Origin of the sequence: Aestuariivirga sp. (genome assembly GCF_044239095.1) — a bacterium.
Lineage (GTDB): Bacteria > Pseudomonadota > Alphaproteobacteria > Rhizobiales > Aestuariivirgaceae > Aestuariivirga.
In genome coordinates, this window is record NZ_JBIICB010000073.1 from 1 (window position 1) to 15,851 (window position 15,851).

Here is a 15,851-nt window from a genome sequence, read left to right on the forward strand (position 1 = left end):
GGGTGAGAGCACAGTCACCAACACGGGAACGACGACGGGCGGACTGTACGGCATCGCCGCCAATGGCACCGGCAACACGATCACCAACTCGGGGTGGGCGACGGGCGAGTTCGGCATCTCCGCCTTTGGCGACGGCAACAAGATCACCAACTCGGGAACGGCGACGGGTGGACAGTACGGCATCGCCACCTTTGGCAACGGCAACACGATTTCCAACTCCGGGGCAGCGACCGGTGGCACCGGCATCTTAGCCCAAGGTGCCGACAACACGATTATCAACTCGGGGGCGGCGACGGCCAGCGACAACGGCATCGTCGTCTTAGACTCCAACAACACAATCACCAACTCGGGGACGGCGACGGGCGGACAGTACGGCATCTGGGCCAATGGCAACAACAACACGATCACCAACTCTGGGACCACGACGGGCGGCCAATACGGCATCTACGCCATTGGCACCGGCAACACGATCACCAACTCGGAAACGGCGACGGGTGGACATTACGGCATCTACGCCATTGGCACCGGCGACACGATCACCAACTCAGGCACCGCAACGGGTGGACAGTACGGCATATTCGCCGCTGGCTCCGGCGACACGATCACCAACTCGGGGACGGCGACGGGTGGACAGTACGGCATCCTCGCCGCTGGCAGCGACAACACGATTACCAACTCGGGGACGGCGACGGGCATCGCCGGTATCGCGATCGGGGTTGATTTCCCCAGCGACAACAACACGATCACCAACTCAGGCACCGCAACGGGTGGACAGTACGGCATATTCGCCGCTGGCTCCGGCAACACGATCACCAACTCGGGGACGGCGACGGGTGGACAGTACGGCATCTTCGCTACTGGCTCCGGCAACACGATCACCAACTCGGGGACGGCGACGGGCGGACAGTACGGCATCTTCGCTACTGGCAACGGCAACACGATTGGCAACTCGGGCAAGATCATAGGCGGAGAGGCTGCGGTCTACTTCTATGGCACCGACAACACGCTGACGCTGCTGGCTGACAGCAACGTGCAGGGCATTTTGGACCTTGGCCCCAAGGTTCCCACTCTGGTTCCCGGCTACAACACGCTGGTGATCGGCCGCCGCCTCAGCACGGCGCTGACCTATCTGGGAGGTGAGGGTGTCATCCTCGACACCAGCGGCATGCCTTTCGTGTCTTCCGGTGGCATTCTGGCGGTGGTCGATCCCACCCTGTTCTCGGCTGAGGGCGACATGCTGAACGACCTGACACGCTCGCTGGCCGATTTGGTCGATGCGCGGCTTGGGTCAGCCCGCTCGGGCCATGGCGTCGCCGACATGGTGGCAGTAGCACCCACCGGCATCGTGCCCACGGCGGATGTCCCGGATGCGGTGGAGCCTCAGAGTGTGATCTGGGCGGCTGGCATCGGCAACTACCGCAGTCAGGCTTCCAACGGCATCTATGACGGCTTCGACAGCACTCTCGGCGGCTTTGCAGTCGGTGCGGATGGCGTGATGTCATCGGGCACCCGTCTGGGTGGCTTCGCGGGTGCCAGCTTCGCCAGCCTCATCACCGATGCGGGAACGCAGGAGATCAACAGCGACAGCTACTACGCTGGCCTCTACGCGGGCTTCACCATGTCAGAGGCCTTCCTGAACCTCGCACTGACGGGTGGCTACACCAGCCAGTCCACCAGCCGCGACGTGCTGAACAACATGGTGGCGGGCGGTGTTGAAAACGCCAAAGGTGACCCAAACGGCATCTTCATCAGCCCGTCGGCGACGATTGGAACGGACCTCGATACCGGCGGCACAATCCTCACGCCCAGCCTCCGGGCCCGCTATGCCGGGCTGTTCATGGACAGCTACGACGAGAACGGCTCGACGGCTGACCTCTCGATTGACTCACGCTCGGTCAACCTCTTCGACCTGCGTGGTCAGGTGGCCTTTGCCATTACGCCGATGCAGACCAATGGCGGGCATTTCGATGCCGCCCTGCGGCTGGGTACCGACGCGACCTACACCAACAGCGAAGACGTCAGCGCCACGCTGCTGGGCCAGTCGCTGAACTTCAACGTCAGCGACAACGACACCACGGTGCGTGGCTTCGCGGGTCTGGACCTTGCCTACGAGACCAACAGCGGTGCCAACTTCACTCTCACCGGCGAAGCGGGCTACGACACCAGCGATGCCCTCACCCTCACGGGCACTGCCGGTATCGCTTGGGCGTTCTGAATTTAGCCTAGCCCGGGTTATTCGTCAGGGCGATGGCTTGGGTTGGCGGCCTGCGGTGCTGGTGGGTGTTTAGGCTCGGGAGCCGTGCTCAGCAGGCTGAGACGACTTCCCCATCGCTGGCAGATCGGGCACCGCACGCCCTGCCCCTCCAGAATGCCTCTAAACGCGCCTGCAGGCGATGCCACAGCGGCTTCTGTGCCCGGCAGGTAGGTGCGGAGCCTTCAGCGGAGATGGCCGTCCTAGGCGGCCTGCGCGAGGCCCTCGAAGGGTGTCCACTTGGTGAGCTTGGGGCTCAGCCGCTTGCCTTCCTGCCCACTCAAACGCAGCGACGAGCTGGGCCGCACAACGAGCGGTTGGTGGCTTGCACTTATAGAAATCGATTGTGTCGCCTGTCGCCGTCACGCTAAGAATTTGCAGTATGAATCGCGCTGAGGGGATGAATGTCTAAGCCGCTTGTTTTTGTGACCGCTCTGCTAACGGCGGTCTCATTCAGCAGCATCGCCAGCGCTGCAGACACCAGCGGCTCTACGACCCGCCAGTGGGGCGGCCTCTGGATGGGCTTTGGGACTGGCTACGCAGGGAGCGGAAACAGCGCCAGCGGAGGCAGCTCAGAGGTGTGCCTGACGTCAGCACCAAGCAACACCCCCTCAAGTGTTGAGCAGACGGAATGTGTGGTCAGCGACAACACGGCAACCACTGTAGCCCAAGCGGTCGCTAGGGGAAGTGTCCAAGGGACTGCTATAAACTCAGGCACAAGCATTACGACAGTTGCCCTTAGCGCCAACCAAGGCGTCGCTGCCGTAGCAGCGGGAGATGACCAAGAGATTGCTATCACTTTAGCTATAGCATCGAACCCGGGCTCAACACTGGCCTCTACGTCAGCAGGCGCAGGTAACGGTTCTCAGACAGCTATCGCGACTGCTTCAGCTCAAGGTCTCGGTGGTGTGACAGTTGCTGATGCCGACACAGCAAACATTGGCAACCCCGTTGCAGCTACCGTTTTGGCTCAGGGGTTCTCACTCACAAACTCATCGACTGGCGTTTATGGGGGCGCGTCTTATGCGTCCGCAGAGGTAGATTCAGCGAAGGCCGAGGCTTTGGCAATCGCACTCGGCGGACTGCCCCAGATCGGCGAATTTTCCGCAACAGGTGGCGGCATTACGCCCGAAATTCATCTTCGCCTCGACCATCAGACAGAGAGCAACTGGATATTCGGTGCCGAAGTTAACTTCAGCATGGCCGAAGGGGGCGAAGGGAGTTCTGCTGAACTGGTGATCGATCCCTATGACGCCGGTGGTGCCGGACCCGACACAGTCACCATTGTGCGTGGGTTCGATACTGAGACGAATGCTCTGTTTTCTGCGCGCCTGCGTCTGGGCTACGCGATGGGCGATTACATGGTCTACGGCACTGGCGGTCTGGCCTACGCAGACTTCAGTGCAACACTCACAACAACGGGCACCTACCTAGGTGCCGAGGCCTCCGAGTCTCGCACCGAGTCTGGCGAAGCTTTTGGAGGCGTCATTGGCGGCGGTGTTTCCACATTTGTCGCAGACAATGCCACGGTCTCGCTTGAAGCCCTCTACTACAATTTTGATGACGAAATAGACTTTGACGGCACCAACGAGGGAATGTCGGTAACATTGGACGATGCATTCTCCTTAATGGCGAAATTCTCGATCCGTACCAACTGAGCCTGTTGATCAGTCACCTCTAGAGCCTCTGAGCGCCCGAGCAGCAGCGTGTAGGTCCGTCCGCTCAGGGAGTTGCGCATGGGCGTCCGGCTGCGTAACGTCGACCATGGGCGTTCCCTGAGTCACGGCGGGGCTATAGGCGGCTGTGGCGTTGTCAGAAATTTTTCTGTGGGTTATCCGGCGGATCGGTTGCGCCTTCCGCGCACCGAAGCAATTGTCCCTCCAGCGTGTCTTCCACCCCGTCGACGCGCTGCCCCGCCGCCGGTGTTGGTACGCACAGTCCCGCCAACACCGGCGGCCTCCTGCTGAGTGATTGTTCTGAAGAAAATGCTGGATGCACCGAGGGTCTAAACCAGTTCGTTACGGCGAGTTTCGTCCACGCGGGACGCGTAAACGTCGGCATAACGAAGCGCAACCGCAGTGGCGGGAGGTTGAGCAGCGTAATTCCAATCTCCGCCGCCCCCGTCGGCGTTTGCTGCGGCGAATTGCGCTCACGATTTCAACGTTCCTCTCCTTGGGCGTGTTTGAAGCACTGTCGCCAAAAGAACCGTTTTTCGAAACGCTTAGTTTCACAGAGGCCGTCGCCGAGAAATCCGGCTTGAATCTGAAAGCGACCGAGTGCCACGACCGTGGCCGAACGTATTTCCGCAGGATCGCCTCTTACCCTCGACTTCAGGACGGGCGAGATGCCGAGGTTGTCATCTTGCAGCGCTGCGCGAAATCGCTGGAAGCTTTCGCGGCCCAATGAGCCCAGCGGCGTCTCACATAGGCCTGACGCGCATGCTGGCGTCTTGCGTGCAGGACCGGCGCGATCCCAGCCGGATCAGTCACGCTGTGGAGGAGATGCTGCTGTTCCGCATGATAGCCATTGCCTGCGGTCATGAGGATGGCGATGACACTGATGCGCTGCGCGATGACGCGCAAGCTGGCAGCGGGCCGGTTGCCAGAGAGCGGTGCGCCGTTGTGCTCGCAGCCGACCATGAGCCGGTTCGAGAACATGCCCACGCGGATGGGAGCGGCGCGGATGACGGCGATGATGGTGGATGTCTTGTGCAAGAGCTTTCGGAAGCGCCCTGCCGCGATCACGCTGGACATCGACGATACTTGCGATCCGGTGTATGGCGGGCAGCAACTGTCGCTGTTCAACGCCCACTACGACACCCACTGCTTCCTGCCGATCCATGTCTATGACGTGTCCAGCGGCAAGCCGGTCATGGTGTTTCTGAGGGAGGGCAATACGCCCTCCAGAAAGGAAGTGGCGCTGGTACTACGCGCCTTCGGGGCAGACTGAATAGACTTGGCTTGGCCCACTAAACTCAGACGCCATCAGGTTCGCCAAAGCAGGTCCCCTCAATCAGAGTTTGAATAAAGCCGTTTGCATCCAGTTGGGAAACTTTCTGTAACACATTGATATCGTGGCGGCAGTTTTTCGTCTATTTGGGGATTTTAATGTTCATTTTCAATGGTTTGTTTCGGACTCTGACTCCGCTAGTCTAGGTTCGAATCCTAGTCCCCCAGCCAGCCACCTCAGGAACAAAAAATACACTAAAACCAAAGGGTTAAACTTAGCCCTTTGAGCCTATCCCCCTACCCTCATCTCGACAATGATGCCGCTCGCGGCGGGTGATGGGGTGACATTGTTGCGCGAAATCCGGCCCCTGGAACGTTAAGCAAACTTGGGGCTGTTGCATGAAGATCAAGAGCGTGGACACTTACAACTTCCGGTCACGCAAACAGCTCTCCATTGATGTCTCCAGCCACGCTTGCCTCATCGGGCAGAACGGCGTCATGGAACCTCCAGCGCCATGGATCATGACTTCATCAGCAACACCGGCGCAGGCGACGTGCAGCGTCAATGACCTGCCTACACAGGACTGTCATCTTTTCGCAACATGAAGGCCCTCCAGCACCAAAGGGCTCGAGATGACAGAAGCTGTCGATATTCTGAACGAAGTTGAAGCAACCACGGCTGGCAGCTTGCGTTTCTCCTATTCGCGGCCGGAGCAGCCATGGCTCCGGCGCTCGATCATCAAGGGAATAGAGCAACTCAGCGGCCAGCCTTATCTTCAGAGGCTCTATCACGCCTGGACCGCCAACCCGCCGCCTGGTGAGAACCTGTTCGCGGCCGCCATTCGCCTGCTCGAGATCGACGTAGCAACATGTGACAAGGCCTGGTCACGGGTTCCAAAGTCGGGGCCCGTCCTGTTCATTGCCAACCATCCCTTTGGCGTCATCGACGGGCTTCTGATGGGACATCTCGCGACATCGGTCCGCCCTGACACCAAGATCATGACGCACAGTCTGCTCTGTGAGGTACCGGAGGCACGTGAGTATCTCCTGCCAGTCGACTTCGGAGGAACACCAGACGCAATCCATACCTCGGCACAAACACGCAGGCGCTGCGCTGAGTGGCTGAGGCAGGGACACGCCGTATCGATCTTCCCCGCCGGCAGCGTCTCGACCTCCCAATCTCCGTTTCGTGGTCCGGCGCTCGACGCGGCCTGGCATCCCTTTGCTGCCAAACTCGCACTGCTGCCGGGAACAACCGTCGTTCCGGTCTATTTCCATGGCCAGAATTCGCGCCTTTTTCAGGCGGCAAGCCACGTGAATTACTCCCTGCGCGTCGCCTTGCTGTTCCGCGAGTCACGCCGGCGCGCGGGCACGCGCATTGCGGTGTCAGTCGGCGAGTGCGTCACGGCTGAAGAACTTTCAGGCCTTGGCTCGCGCGAAGCCGTCATCCGCGACCTGAGAAGGCGCACACTCATGCTTGGCGGCCCTGACGCCCCCCATCCCGGCCTTGAGTTCCGCTGGCCGGCCCACATCGCATCCAACTGAGCAGTCGCTCGCCTCCGGGAGGACGTGCGCCACTCGCCCGGTGTAAGGCGCCGATCATGCTCTCGCCACCCGTCAACCGAACGGAAACGATAACGCAGCTTGGCTGCCATGAATTCAACCAGGGGGCGTACCACCCGTCCGGAAATGGCGCAGCGCTTAAGCGTGCGGTCACCTTGATGGCCCACATGGTAGATCCACGAATTACCGGGCCGCGCCCGGGCGGGCATTACTGACCCTCACGAACACAGCTGCGAAGAGACCGCCATGACCACCGTACTGTCCCACGAGGCCTATCACCACAGCGTCGGCCATGCCTTCGGCGAGCTGCTCGTGCTGGAGCAGATCTCGCAGCTGCCGCCGGAGAGTGTTCTGCGGGTACTGCAATCGATTCCAGAACAGTTCCTGCGGCATGCGCTGGCCAATTCCGGCGCGCCTGCTGCAGAGCCCACGGAGCGGCGGGCTTTTGCGCGGCGCAAGGTGTTGCGGGGAGCGCGGGTGAAGGCTTTGGGGGCGGGCACGATCGAGGTGCAGGTCCGCGACATTTCAGAGGGCGGCTGCCGCATCTGGACCCGCGCGCAGACCGGCGTGCCGGACCGCTTCACCATCCGGATCGTCGGCATCGAGGGCGAACGGGACTGCACCGTGCGCTGGCGCGCGGGCGAGGAACTGGGCGTCGAATTCATCGCGTGAGGCGGCCGCCGCGGCACCGGTGTTCAGGCTGCCGTCTCCACATGCGAGGGGCTGAAGCGCCTGAGGCGCAGCGCATTGCCGACCACGAAGATACTGGACAAGGCCATGGCCCCGGCCGCGATCATCGGTGAGAGCAGCGTGCCGTTCACCGGATAGAGCACGCCCGCCGCCACGGGGATCAGCAGCGCATTGTAGGCGAAGGCCCAGAACAGGTTTTCCCTGATGTTGCGGATCGTCGCCTGCGAAAGCCCGATCGCCGTGGGAACGCCAGCGAGGTCACCGGAAATGAGCACCACATCGGCGCTCTCGATGGCGATGTCGGTGCCTGTGCCGATGGCAATCCCCACATCCGCCTCGGCAAGGGCTGGCGCATCATTGATGCCATCGCCCACGAAGGCCACCTTGCGGCCGCCGGACTTGAGGCGGCGGATGGCCTCGACCTTGCCTTCGGGCAGCACCTCGGCCACCACCTCGTCGATGCCGAGGCCGCTGGCGATGGCCTCCGCCGTGCGCCGGTTGTCGCCGGTGATCATCGCCACCTTAAGGCCCATCGCATGCAGCGCCGCGATGGCGGCGGGCGTCGACGGCTTCACCGGGTCCGCCACCGCGATGATGGCGGCAAGCCTGCCGCCGATCGCCGCGTAGAGCGGTGTCCTGCCCTTCCGGCCAAGCCGTTCCGCCACATCGCGGAACGGCGCGACATCGAGGCCCAGCCTCTCCATGTAGCGGTCTGCGCCGACTGCAACCTCAACGCCTCCGGCCCTGCCCCGCGCGCCGAAGCCGGGCATGGCCTCGAAGCCCTCGAGCGGGGGAAGCCCGAGGCCCTTTGCCTCCGCGGCAGCTGCAATGGCCGTGGCGATCGGATGTTCCGAACGGCTTTCGACGGTAGCGGCAAGGGCAAGCGCCTCGTCCGCAGTGAAGCCTTCGGCCGTCTCGAAATCGGTGAGTTCCGGGCGGCCCGCCGTCAGCGTGCCGGTCTTGTCGAGGGCAACCACCGAGGTGCCGCGCAGGCTCTGCAGCGCCTCGCCCTTGGCGAACAGGACGCCCAGTTCCGCCGCGCGGCCGGTGCCGACCATGATCGAGGTCGGCGTCGCCAGACCCATGGCACAGGGGCATGCGATGATGAGCACCGCCACCGCGTTGACGAGCCCGAAGGTGAAGGCGGGTTCCGGCCCGAAGACAAACCAGACGAGGAATGTGAACGCCGCCACCGCCATGACCGCCGGCACGAACCACGCGGTGACACGGTCGACGAGCGCCTGGATCGGCAGCTTGGCGCCCTGCGCCTGCTCCACCATGCGGATGATCTGGGCGAGCAGCGTATCCGCCCCCACCTTCGTGGCGCGGTAGGTGAAGCTCCCCGTCGTGTTGATGGTGCCGCCGACGACCTCCGCGCCCTCGCCCTTGGCGGCGGGAATGGGCTCGCCCGTGACCATCGATTGATCGACAAATGAGGAACCCGCGATCACCACCCCGTCGACGGCCAGCCGCTCGCCCGGGCGCACCTCGACGATGTCACCCGCCAGAACCTGATCGATCGGAACCTCGAGGCTGCGGCCTGCGCGTTTCACGCGGGCCACCTTGGGCTGGAGGCCGACAAGCTTGGAGATCGCGGTGCTGGTGCGGCCACGGGCTTTGGCCTCGAGCAGGCGGCCCAGCAGGATCAGTGTCACGATCACGGCGGACGCCTCGAAATAGACGTTCGCCGTACCCTCGGGCATGAGGCCCGGCAGGAAGGTGACGACCACCGAATAGGCCCATGCCGCCGTCGAGCCCAGCACCACGAGCGAGTTCATGTCCGGCGAGAGCCTGAGCAGCGCGGGAATGCCCTTGCCATAGAAGCGCAGACCCGGCCCAAACTGCACGATGCTGGCGAGCACGAAATAGAAGATGTGCAGCCACTGGCGGTCGATGCCATGCAACAGATGGCCAACCCCAGGCACGAAATGCGCCCCCATCTCAAGAACGAACAGCGGAAGGGTGAAGATGGCGGCGATCAGGACATCGCGCTTCAACCTGGCGTATTCCGCAGCCCGGGAGGCCGCGTGGGCATCCTCCGCTGCGGCATCCCCGCGTAGGCGCGGCTCGTAGCCTGCCTTGCGGACCGCGGCCTCGATGGCGGAGAGCGGCGTGCCGGCAACGGCATTCACCGTGGCGCGCCCGGTGGCCAGGTTCACGGCGGCAGAGACCACGCCCGGCACGGCGGCGATGGCCTTCTCCACCCGGTTGACGCAGGACGCACAGGTCATGCCATCGATGGCAATCTCGACGCTCTGGCCCGGCACGTCATAGCCTGCTGAGCGGATCGCCTCGACCACTGCCCCGGCAGCGGCAGGCTCCACAAGGCGAACGTCGGCGCGCTCGGTGGCGAGGTTGACGGCAGCACTCTCGACACCGGGTACGGCGGCAATGGCCTTCTCGACCCGCCGCACGCAGGACGCGCAAGTCATGCCCGTGATGGGAAAGCTCTGGAGCGGCGTGGGGGCGATCGCTGTCGCGGCAGCTGGCATGGGTGGTACTCCTCAACCATTCCTGCAGGCTGGGCCTCTTAACGATGGGAGGGTCAAGCCATAACTTCAAGGCTTCAATGCGCAGGGCCGCCGTGCGTGGCGGCATGGCAGGGTTTCGCGCAGGGACTTGCTCATGGCCGTGGCTGACCTTGCCAGGCTGGCAAGCGGCATGTGACAAGACAACCAGGCGTGCCGGAGCGGAGATGGAGACATGAAGATGATGATGTTCAGCGTTCCCGGCATGACCTGCGGCCATTGCGTTGCAACCATCACGAAGGCCATCCGGATCCTTGACGCCGCGGCGGAGGTGAAGGCCGATCTTGGCAGCAGCACCGTGACGGTCGAGACCACGGCCCCCGCCCCCGCGGTGGCCAGGGCGCTGGAGGATGCCGGCTATCCGAACAGCGCAGCCTGACGGGCCTCTCCTGCTTTCTGTTTCGCCCGGCGGAAACTTCAGCTAACTTCTCTGCAATCCACCGGAGTTCCCGTGCAGCAAAACGAGCCACCAGATTCTCCACCGTCCGGAAAGGGCAAGGCTCACAAGCCCAGCCGCCTGTCCGATATCGTGAAGTCGATCGACACCGGGTCCGATACGACGATCGGGGACTTGGTCGATTCGCTGGGCGAGCGGGCGTTTGGCGCGCTGATGTTCATCTTCGCGGTGCCCAACATCCTGCCCACGCCGCCCGGCACATCATCGATCCTCGGGCTTCCGCTGGTGATCCTCACCTGGCAGGTGCTGATCGGGCGTCAGTCGCTGTGGCTACCCTCGATCGTGCGTCAGCGCCGCATTTCGCGTGATCTCATTGCCACCTTCGTCACCAAGGTAACGCCCGCGATGGCGCGGATCGAGCGCATCCTGCGGCCCAGGCTCGGCTTCCTGGTGAGTTCGGACGCCGCCGAACGGCTGATCGGCCTCATCACCTTCCCCCTTGCCATCGTGCTGTTCATGCCGATTCCGCTGGGCAACATGCTGCCCGCGGCGGCAATCGCACTGATCGCACTCGGACTGGCCGAGCGTGACGGTCTGGCCGTGGCCATCGGCTATGTGTTGTCGCTGGCCTCCGTGGCGCTGCTGGTGGCCATCTCCTCGGCCCTCTACATCGCCGTGGTGGCCTTCTTCCAGGCGCTGTTCGGCATGTGAGCGCGGGGCAAGCTTCCCCTTGCCCGCCAATCCTGCTATCCGGCGGCTTTCTGCTTGAGCTGATTGAAGGAAGTGCCCGCCTTGTCCTCTCCCGTCCTCACCGTGATGACTGCCGCCGTCCGCAAGGCGGCACGTGCCCTCCAGCGCGACTATGGCGAGATCGCCAACCTGCAGGTCTCGCAGAAGGGTCCGGGCGACTACGTCACGGCCGCCGACAAGCGCTGCGACAAGATCCTGCGTGAGGAACTGGCCAAAGCCAGGCCCGGCTATTCGTTCCTCACCGAGGAGACGGGCAGCGTTCCGGGCACCGACCCTGACCACCGCTTCATCATCGACCCCATCGACGGCACCATGAACTTCATGCATTCCGTGCCGTTCTTCGCCATCACTGTGGCACTGGAGCGGAAGGACGAGCTCGTCGCCGCCATCACCTACAACCCGATCACCGACGAGATGTATTCGGCCGAAAAGGGTGGCGGCGCCTTCGTCAACAACAAGCGCATGCGGGTGGCGCAGCGCCGCGACATCCATGACACGCTGGTGAGCTATGAGATCCCGCACAGGGGCGGCAAGGGACTGCCGCTCTCGCGCGCCGAGATCTCGGTCCTGCAGGGGCGCGTCGTCGGCATCCGCGGCACGGGCTCGGCGGCGCTCTCCATGGCCTATGTGGCGGCTGGCCGCTTCGACGCCATGGTCTGCCGCAACATCAATTCCTGGGACATCGCCGCAGGCATCCTGCTGGTCAAGGAGGCCGGCGGCTTCGTGGCGGACCCCGATGGTGAGAAGAACCCGATGGAGACCGGCAACATCCTCGCCACCAATGCCGACCTGCTGCCGCAGTTCAAAGATGCGCTGGCCATGGCGCGCGAGGCTTGAGGGGCGGTCATTGTTGAAACAGGCCCTCATCCGGCCTTCGGCCACCTTCTCCCATCGCGTCGCGACGGGAGAAGGGAATCATGATCTGACAACTTCCCCTTCTCCCGTTGCGGCACGCAATGGGAGAAGGTGGCCGACAGGCCGGATGAGGGCTCTTCTTTGGAGGACGACATGACCGAGCTTCACTGGAAATCCGCGGCAAAGCTGGTCAAGGGCTACGCCCGCAGGAAGTTCTCACCCGTCGAGGTGGCGAAAAGCTGCCTCGCCCAGATCGAGCGGCACGACAAGACATTCAACGCCATGGTGGCGGTGCGTCCCGAAGAGGTGCTGGCCCAGGCGAAGGCAAGCGAAAAGCGCTGGATGAAGGGCGAGCCGCAGGGTCCGGTGGATGGCGTGCCCACGCTGATCAAGGACCTGCTGCTGGTGCGCGGCTGGCCCACGCTGCGCGGCTCGCGCACGGTGGACAGGAACCAGGCCTGGGACCAGGACGCGCCGAGCGTCGCCCGCCTCAGGGAATGTGGCGCGGTGTTTCTCGGCAGCACTACAACGCCGGAATTCGGCTGGAAGGGCGTCACCGACTCGCCCCTGACCGGCATCACCCGCAATCCGTGGGACCCCTCGAAGACGCCGGGCGGCTCATCAGGTGGCTCCTCCGCCGCAGCGGCCGCGGGCTATGCGCCGCTCACGCTGGGAACGGATGGCGGCGGCTCGATCCGCATTCCGGCGGGCTTCACCGGCATCTTCGGGCTGAAGCCGTCCTTCGGGCGGGTTCCGGCCTGGCCGCTCTCGCCCTTCGGCACGGTGGCCCATGTGGGACCGATGACGCGAACCGTCGAGGATGCCGCGCTGATGCTGAACGTCATCGCCCAGCCCGATGCGCGCGACTGGCATTCGCTGCCCTATGACGGCATGGACTATACCGCCTTCTCCGGCAGGAAGCTGAAGGGCATGAAGATCGCCTTCAGCCCGGCGCTGGGCCATGGCGGTGTTGATCCCGAGATCGCCGGGCTGGTGCGCACGGCGGTCAAGGTGCTGGAGGACCTTGGCGCCCATGTCGAGGAACGCGACCCCGGCATCGACATTCCGTTCGATACATTCCGTGTGCTCTGGTGGGCGGGCGCGCGCGCCCTGCTCGGCACGCTTCCGGCCGCGAAGAAGAAGCTGCTCGACCCGGACCTCGCCGACGTGGTCGCTGAGGCAAAATCGATCTCGCTCGACGACTACCAGGGAGCCGTTCGTGAGCGCGGCCTCCTTGGCAGCAGGATGCGGCAGTTCATGGAAGGCTATGACCTGCTCGTCACCCCGACCCTGCCGATCCCTGCCTTCGAGGCCGGAAAGCTCGCGCCATCAGGCAAGGGCGAAGCCGGAAAATGGCTGAACTGGACGCCGTTCAGCTATCCCTTCAACCTGACCCAGCAACCCGCCGCCAGCGTGCCTTGCGGCTTCACCTCACAGGGGCTGCCTGCCGGATTGCACCTCATCGGCCGGATGTTCGACGACCTCAGCGTACTCCGCGCGGCCCATGCCTATGAGCGGGCCACGCCGTGGCACAAGACACGGCCGCCGGGCTGCTGATCAGGCGGCGTGCTGATGCTCGAGCCGGGTGATTTCGTCCTTGAGCCTGAGTTTCTTGCGCTTGAGTTCGGTGATTTCGGCATCGGTCGACGCCGGGTGGTTTATCGCTTCGGCGAGTGCGGCCTCGAGGGCCTTGTGCTTGGCGTGAAGCTCGCCAATGTGCGCTTGAAGACTCATGCGTTCCTCCATCGTTGGTAATATGGATTGCCGAGGATGATTGCACAGAGTTGGGGGCTTGTCGAACCCTTGCAAAGGGCTTTAGCGCGCGTTCCGACCAGGTGGAATCACCTGGTCGAAAAGAACTCGCGCAAGTTCAAGGGCTTGAGCATGATCTTATCGCAAAAGTGGTTTCCACTTTTGCGGATCATGCTTTAGTGAAGATTGCGAAAACTTAAACTGCGGGGTCGAAGGGGTCGGATGCCGAAGCTGGATGTCATCCAGGAAGTGAAGCTGCGCTCCGAGCTGCAGGGCGCAATCCAGCTCCATCGCGACCTCGACACGGCCATCGTCTCGCTGGAAGAGACGGGCACGGGCGATCAGCTGCAGCTGCGCCGCCTCAAGAAACTGAAGCTGGAGCTGAAGGACAAGATCCAGCGCATCGAGAACATGCTCATCCCTGACATCATCGCCTGAGGAAACGGACCACACGTGACAGCCACACCGCCCGTCGCCATCATCATGGGAAGCCAGTCCGACTGGGCCACCATGAAACACGCCGCCGATACGCTCGACCGGCTGGGCATCGCCCATGACGACCGCATCGTCTCCGCCCACCGCACGCCCGCGCGCCTTTATGACTTCGCCACCACGGCGCGCGCCAAGGGCTATAGGGTCATCATCGCGGGTGCGGGCGGGGCGGCGCATCTTCCCGGCATGGCCGCGGCCATGACCAGCCTGCCGGTGTTCGGCGTTCCGGTCGAATCGAAGGCGCTGTCGGGTCAGGATTCGCTGCTGTCGATCGTGCAGATGCCGGCAGGCATTCCCGTGGGAACGCTCGCCATCGGCAAGGCCGGCGCGGTGAATGCGGCACTCCTCGCGGCCAGCGTGCTGTCGCTCTCGGATGCCCCCCTGGCGGACAGGCTCGATGCCTGGCGCGCGGCGCAGACCGCCGCCGTGGCCGAGCGCCCGAAGGACGAGGCATGACCCGCATCGCCTCGCCCCTACCCCCGGGCTCCACCATGGGCATCCTCGGCGGCGGGCAGCTCGCCCGCATGCTGGCGCTTGCCGCAGCACGGCTCGGCATCAACTGCCACATCTATGCGCCGGAGGCGGACAGCCCCGCCTTCCAGACCGCGGCGGCAAGGACAGTTGCCGCCTATGACGATTTCGCGGCGCTGGAGGCCTTCGCCCGCGCCACGCAGGTCGTGACCTATGAATTCGAGAACGTGCCGGGCGACACCGCCGCGTTCCTCGACCGTCATGTGGCCGTGGCGCCGGGTGTTGCAGCCCTCAAGACGGCGCAGGACAGGATCGCGGAGAAGACCTTCCTCGCCGGTCTCGGCATTCCCGTCGCCCCTTTCGCGGAGGTGTCTGACCTCGCCTCGCTGGAGGCGGCGCTTGCCCGCATCGGCAGGCCCGCCGTGCTCAAGACCCGCCGCTTCGGCTATGACGGCAAGGGCCAGGAGAAGATCCATGCCGGGACGGACCCCGCGGCCGCCTTCGCCGCAATCGGCGGCCAGCCCGCCGTGCTCGAGGGCTTCGTGAGCTTCGAGAAGGAAGTCTCCGTGATCGCCGCCAGAAGCTGGGCAGGCGAGGTCGCAGTCTATGACGTGCCGGAGAACCATCACGAGAACCATATCCTGCGGACCTCGACCGTCCCGGCGCGGATTTCCGCCGGCGTGGCAGACAGAGCCCGCGCCTTCGGCAGCCGGATCATCGAGGCCCTCGGCTATGTAGGGGTGATCGGGGTCGAGATGTTCGTCGCGGGCGAGGAGGTGACCGTCAACGAGATCGCCCCCCGCGTCCACAATTCGGGACACTGGACCATGGACGCCTGCCACGTTTCGCAGTTCGAGCAGCATGTGCGGGCTGTCTGCGGCTGGCCTCTCGGCAGTCCGGAGCGCCATTGCGATGCGGTGATGACCAACATCCTGGGTGATGAAATCAACCGCTGGCGGGAACTTGCGGCCGAGCCCCGGCTCCGCCTCCATCTCTATGGCAAGGGTCAAGCCCGGCAGGGCCGGAAAATGGGCCATGTCAACCGGGTGACCCCTCGACAGGCCTGAGACTCTATGCTAACTCGCCCGCCACATTCGGGACCTTCAGGGGTCCTGCAGACCAAATTCAACCTGTTTTCGAGGTAGCACTTGCAA

15 protein-coding genes, 1 tRNA gene and 1 pseudogene are annotated in these 15,851 nt (G+C 63.7%); 15 read left to right on the plus strand and 2 right to left on the minus strand.

Translation table 11 applies throughout. The features are described from left to right. The 8 genes and pseudogenes from ACILRA_RS08955 to ACILRA_RS08990 all read left to right on the plus strand — a co-directional run. Positions 1-2,215: autotransporter domain-containing protein (locus ACILRA_RS08955; RefSeq protein WP_395661759.1), on the plus strand; the 2,215-nt coding region annotated here is incomplete at its 5' end. 944 nt (positions 2,216-3,159) lie between these two features. Next, entirely contained in the window at positions 3,160-3,909 is a 750-nt protein-coding gene (locus tag ACILRA_RS08960) for an outer membrane protein (RefSeq protein WP_395661760.1), read from the plus strand. 780 nt (positions 3,910-4,689) lie between these two features. After that, positions 4,690-4,770, plus strand: a pseudogene (locus tag ACILRA_RS08965) (hypothetical protein); the annotation flags it as partial. A gap of 118 nt (positions 4,771-4,888) precedes the next feature. Then, entirely contained in the window at positions 4,889-5,200 is a 312-nt protein-coding gene (locus ACILRA_RS08970) for a transposase (protein WP_395661773.1), read from the plus strand. Positions 5,201-5,346: 146 nt separating this feature from the next. Continuing rightward, positions 5,347-5,430, plus strand: a tRNA-Gln gene (locus ACILRA_RS08975). A 168-nt stretch (positions 5,431-5,598) separates the two neighbouring features. Further along, on the plus strand, positions 5,599-5,805 hold the full coding sequence (locus ACILRA_RS08980; protein WP_395661761.1) for a hypothetical protein: 207 nt from the start codon (positions 5,599-5,601) through the stop codon (positions 5,803-5,805). A gap of 27 nt (positions 5,806-5,832) precedes the next feature. Continuing rightward, entirely contained in the window at positions 5,833-6,744 is a 912-nt protein-coding gene (locus ACILRA_RS08985; RefSeq protein WP_395661762.1) for a lysophospholipid acyltransferase family protein, read from the plus strand. A 264-nt stretch (positions 6,745-7,008) separates the two neighbouring features. Further along, positions 7,009-7,434 (plus strand): PilZ domain-containing protein, encoded by a 426-nt coding sequence (locus tag ACILRA_RS08990; protein WP_395661763.1) that lies wholly within the window; start codon positions 7,009-7,011, stop codon positions 7,432-7,434. A gap of 23 nt (positions 7,435-7,457) precedes the next feature. Here the strand turns inward: ACILRA_RS08990 and ACILRA_RS08995 are convergent, their stop codons facing one another. Further along, positions 7,458-9,944, minus strand: coding sequence for a heavy metal translocating P-type ATPase (locus ACILRA_RS08995; RefSeq protein WP_395661764.1), 2,487 nt, complete (start codon positions 9,942-9,944; stop codon positions 7,458-7,460). Between the two features lie 211 nt (positions 9,945-10,155). Between ACILRA_RS08995 and ACILRA_RS09000 the strand changes: the two genes are divergently transcribed. The 4 genes from ACILRA_RS09000 (at position 10,156) to ACILRA_RS09015 (ending at position 13,539) form a co-directional block, all read left to right on the plus strand. Continuing rightward, positions 10,156-10,359 carry a heavy-metal-associated domain-containing protein gene (locus ACILRA_RS09000; protein WP_395661765.1) on the plus strand — a complete coding sequence of 68 codons (204 nt, stop codon included), beginning with the start codon at positions 10,156-10,158 and terminating at the stop codon, positions 10,357-10,359. A 72-nt stretch (positions 10,360-10,431) separates the two neighbouring features. Next, positions 10,432-11,088, plus strand: a complete 657-nt coding sequence (locus ACILRA_RS09005) for an exopolysaccharide biosynthesis protein (RefSeq protein WP_395661766.1) — start codon at positions 10,432-10,434, stop codon at positions 11,086-11,088. Positions 11,089-11,169: 81 nt separating this feature from the next. After that, positions 11,170-11,964, plus strand: a complete 795-nt coding sequence (locus tag ACILRA_RS09010; protein WP_395661767.1) for an inositol monophosphatase family protein — start codon at positions 11,170-11,172, stop codon at positions 11,962-11,964. Positions 11,965-12,135: 171 nt separating this feature from the next. Next, positions 12,136-13,539: an amidase gene (locus ACILRA_RS09015; protein ID WP_395661768.1), complete on the plus strand. Its 1,404-nt coding sequence runs from the start codon at positions 12,136-12,138 to the stop codon at positions 13,537-13,539. On the opposite strand, the gene ACILRA_RS09020 is transcribed toward ACILRA_RS09015, so the two are convergent. Beyond that, entirely contained in the window at positions 13,540-13,716 is a 177-nt protein-coding gene (locus ACILRA_RS09020) for a YdcH family protein (RefSeq protein WP_395661769.1), read from the minus strand. Between the two features lie 240 nt (positions 13,717-13,956). On the opposite strand from ACILRA_RS09020, the gene ACILRA_RS09025 reads away from it, so the two are divergent. From ACILRA_RS09025 to ACILRA_RS09035, 3 genes are read left to right on the plus strand one after another with little or no spacing between them, the layout of a single operon-like run. Next, entirely contained in the window at positions 13,957-14,172 is a 216-nt protein-coding gene (locus ACILRA_RS09025; RefSeq protein ID WP_395661770.1) for a DUF465 domain-containing protein, read from the plus strand. A gap of 15 nt (positions 14,173-14,187) precedes the next feature. Continuing rightward, positions 14,188-14,682 (plus strand): 5-(carboxyamino)imidazole ribonucleotide mutase, encoded by a 495-nt coding sequence (purE, locus tag ACILRA_RS09030; RefSeq protein ID WP_395661771.1) that lies wholly within the window; start codon positions 14,188-14,190, stop codon positions 14,680-14,682. Next, positions 14,679-15,764 (plus strand): 5-(carboxyamino)imidazole ribonucleotide synthase, encoded by a 1,086-nt coding sequence (locus tag ACILRA_RS09035; RefSeq protein ID WP_395661772.1) that lies wholly within the window; start codon positions 14,679-14,681, stop codon positions 15,762-15,764. The genes purE and ACILRA_RS09035 overlap by 4 nt, the downstream gene beginning before the upstream one ends. Positions 15,765-15,851 lie beyond the last annotated feature (87 nt).

What these genes read in the sequence shown, in the direction of transcription:
- ACILRA_RS08970 (WP_395661773.1), top strand. Translation starts at nt 4,889, where the DNA reads ATGAGCCGGTTCGAGAACATGCCCACGCGGATGGGAGCGGCGCGGATG.
- ACILRA_RS08980 (WP_395661761.1), top strand. Translation starts at nt 5,599, where the DNA reads ATGAAGATCAAGAGCGTGGACACTTACAACTTCCGGTCACGCAAACAG.
- ACILRA_RS08985 (WP_395661762.1), top strand. Translation starts at nt 5,833, where the DNA reads ATGACAGAAGCTGTCGATATTCTGAACGAAGTTGAAGCAACCACGGCT.
- ACILRA_RS08990 (WP_395661763.1), top strand. Translation starts at nt 7,009, where the DNA reads ATGACCACCGTACTGTCCCACGAGGCCTATCACCACAGCGTCGGCCAT.
- ACILRA_RS08995 (WP_395661764.1), bottom strand. Translation starts at nt 9,944, where the DNA reads ATGCCAGCTGCCGCGACAGCGATCGCCCCCACGCCGCTCCAGAGCTTT.
- ACILRA_RS09000 (WP_395661765.1), top strand. Translation starts at nt 10,156, where the DNA reads ATGAAGATGATGATGTTCAGCGTTCCCGGCATGACCTGCGGCCATTGC.
- ACILRA_RS09015 (WP_395661768.1), top strand. Translation starts at nt 12,136, where the DNA reads ATGACCGAGCTTCACTGGAAATCCGCGGCAAAGCTGGTCAAGGGCTAC.
- ACILRA_RS09020 (WP_395661769.1), bottom strand. Translation starts at nt 13,716, where the DNA reads ATGAGTCTTCAAGCGCACATTGGCGAGCTTCACGCCAAGCACAAGGCC.
- ACILRA_RS09025 (WP_395661770.1), top strand. Translation starts at nt 13,957, where the DNA reads ATGCCGAAGCTGGATGTCATCCAGGAAGTGAAGCTGCGCTCCGAGCTG.
- ACILRA_RS09035 (WP_395661772.1), top strand. Translation starts at nt 14,679, where the DNA reads ATGACCCGCATCGCCTCGCCCCTACCCCCGGGCTCCACCATGGGCATC.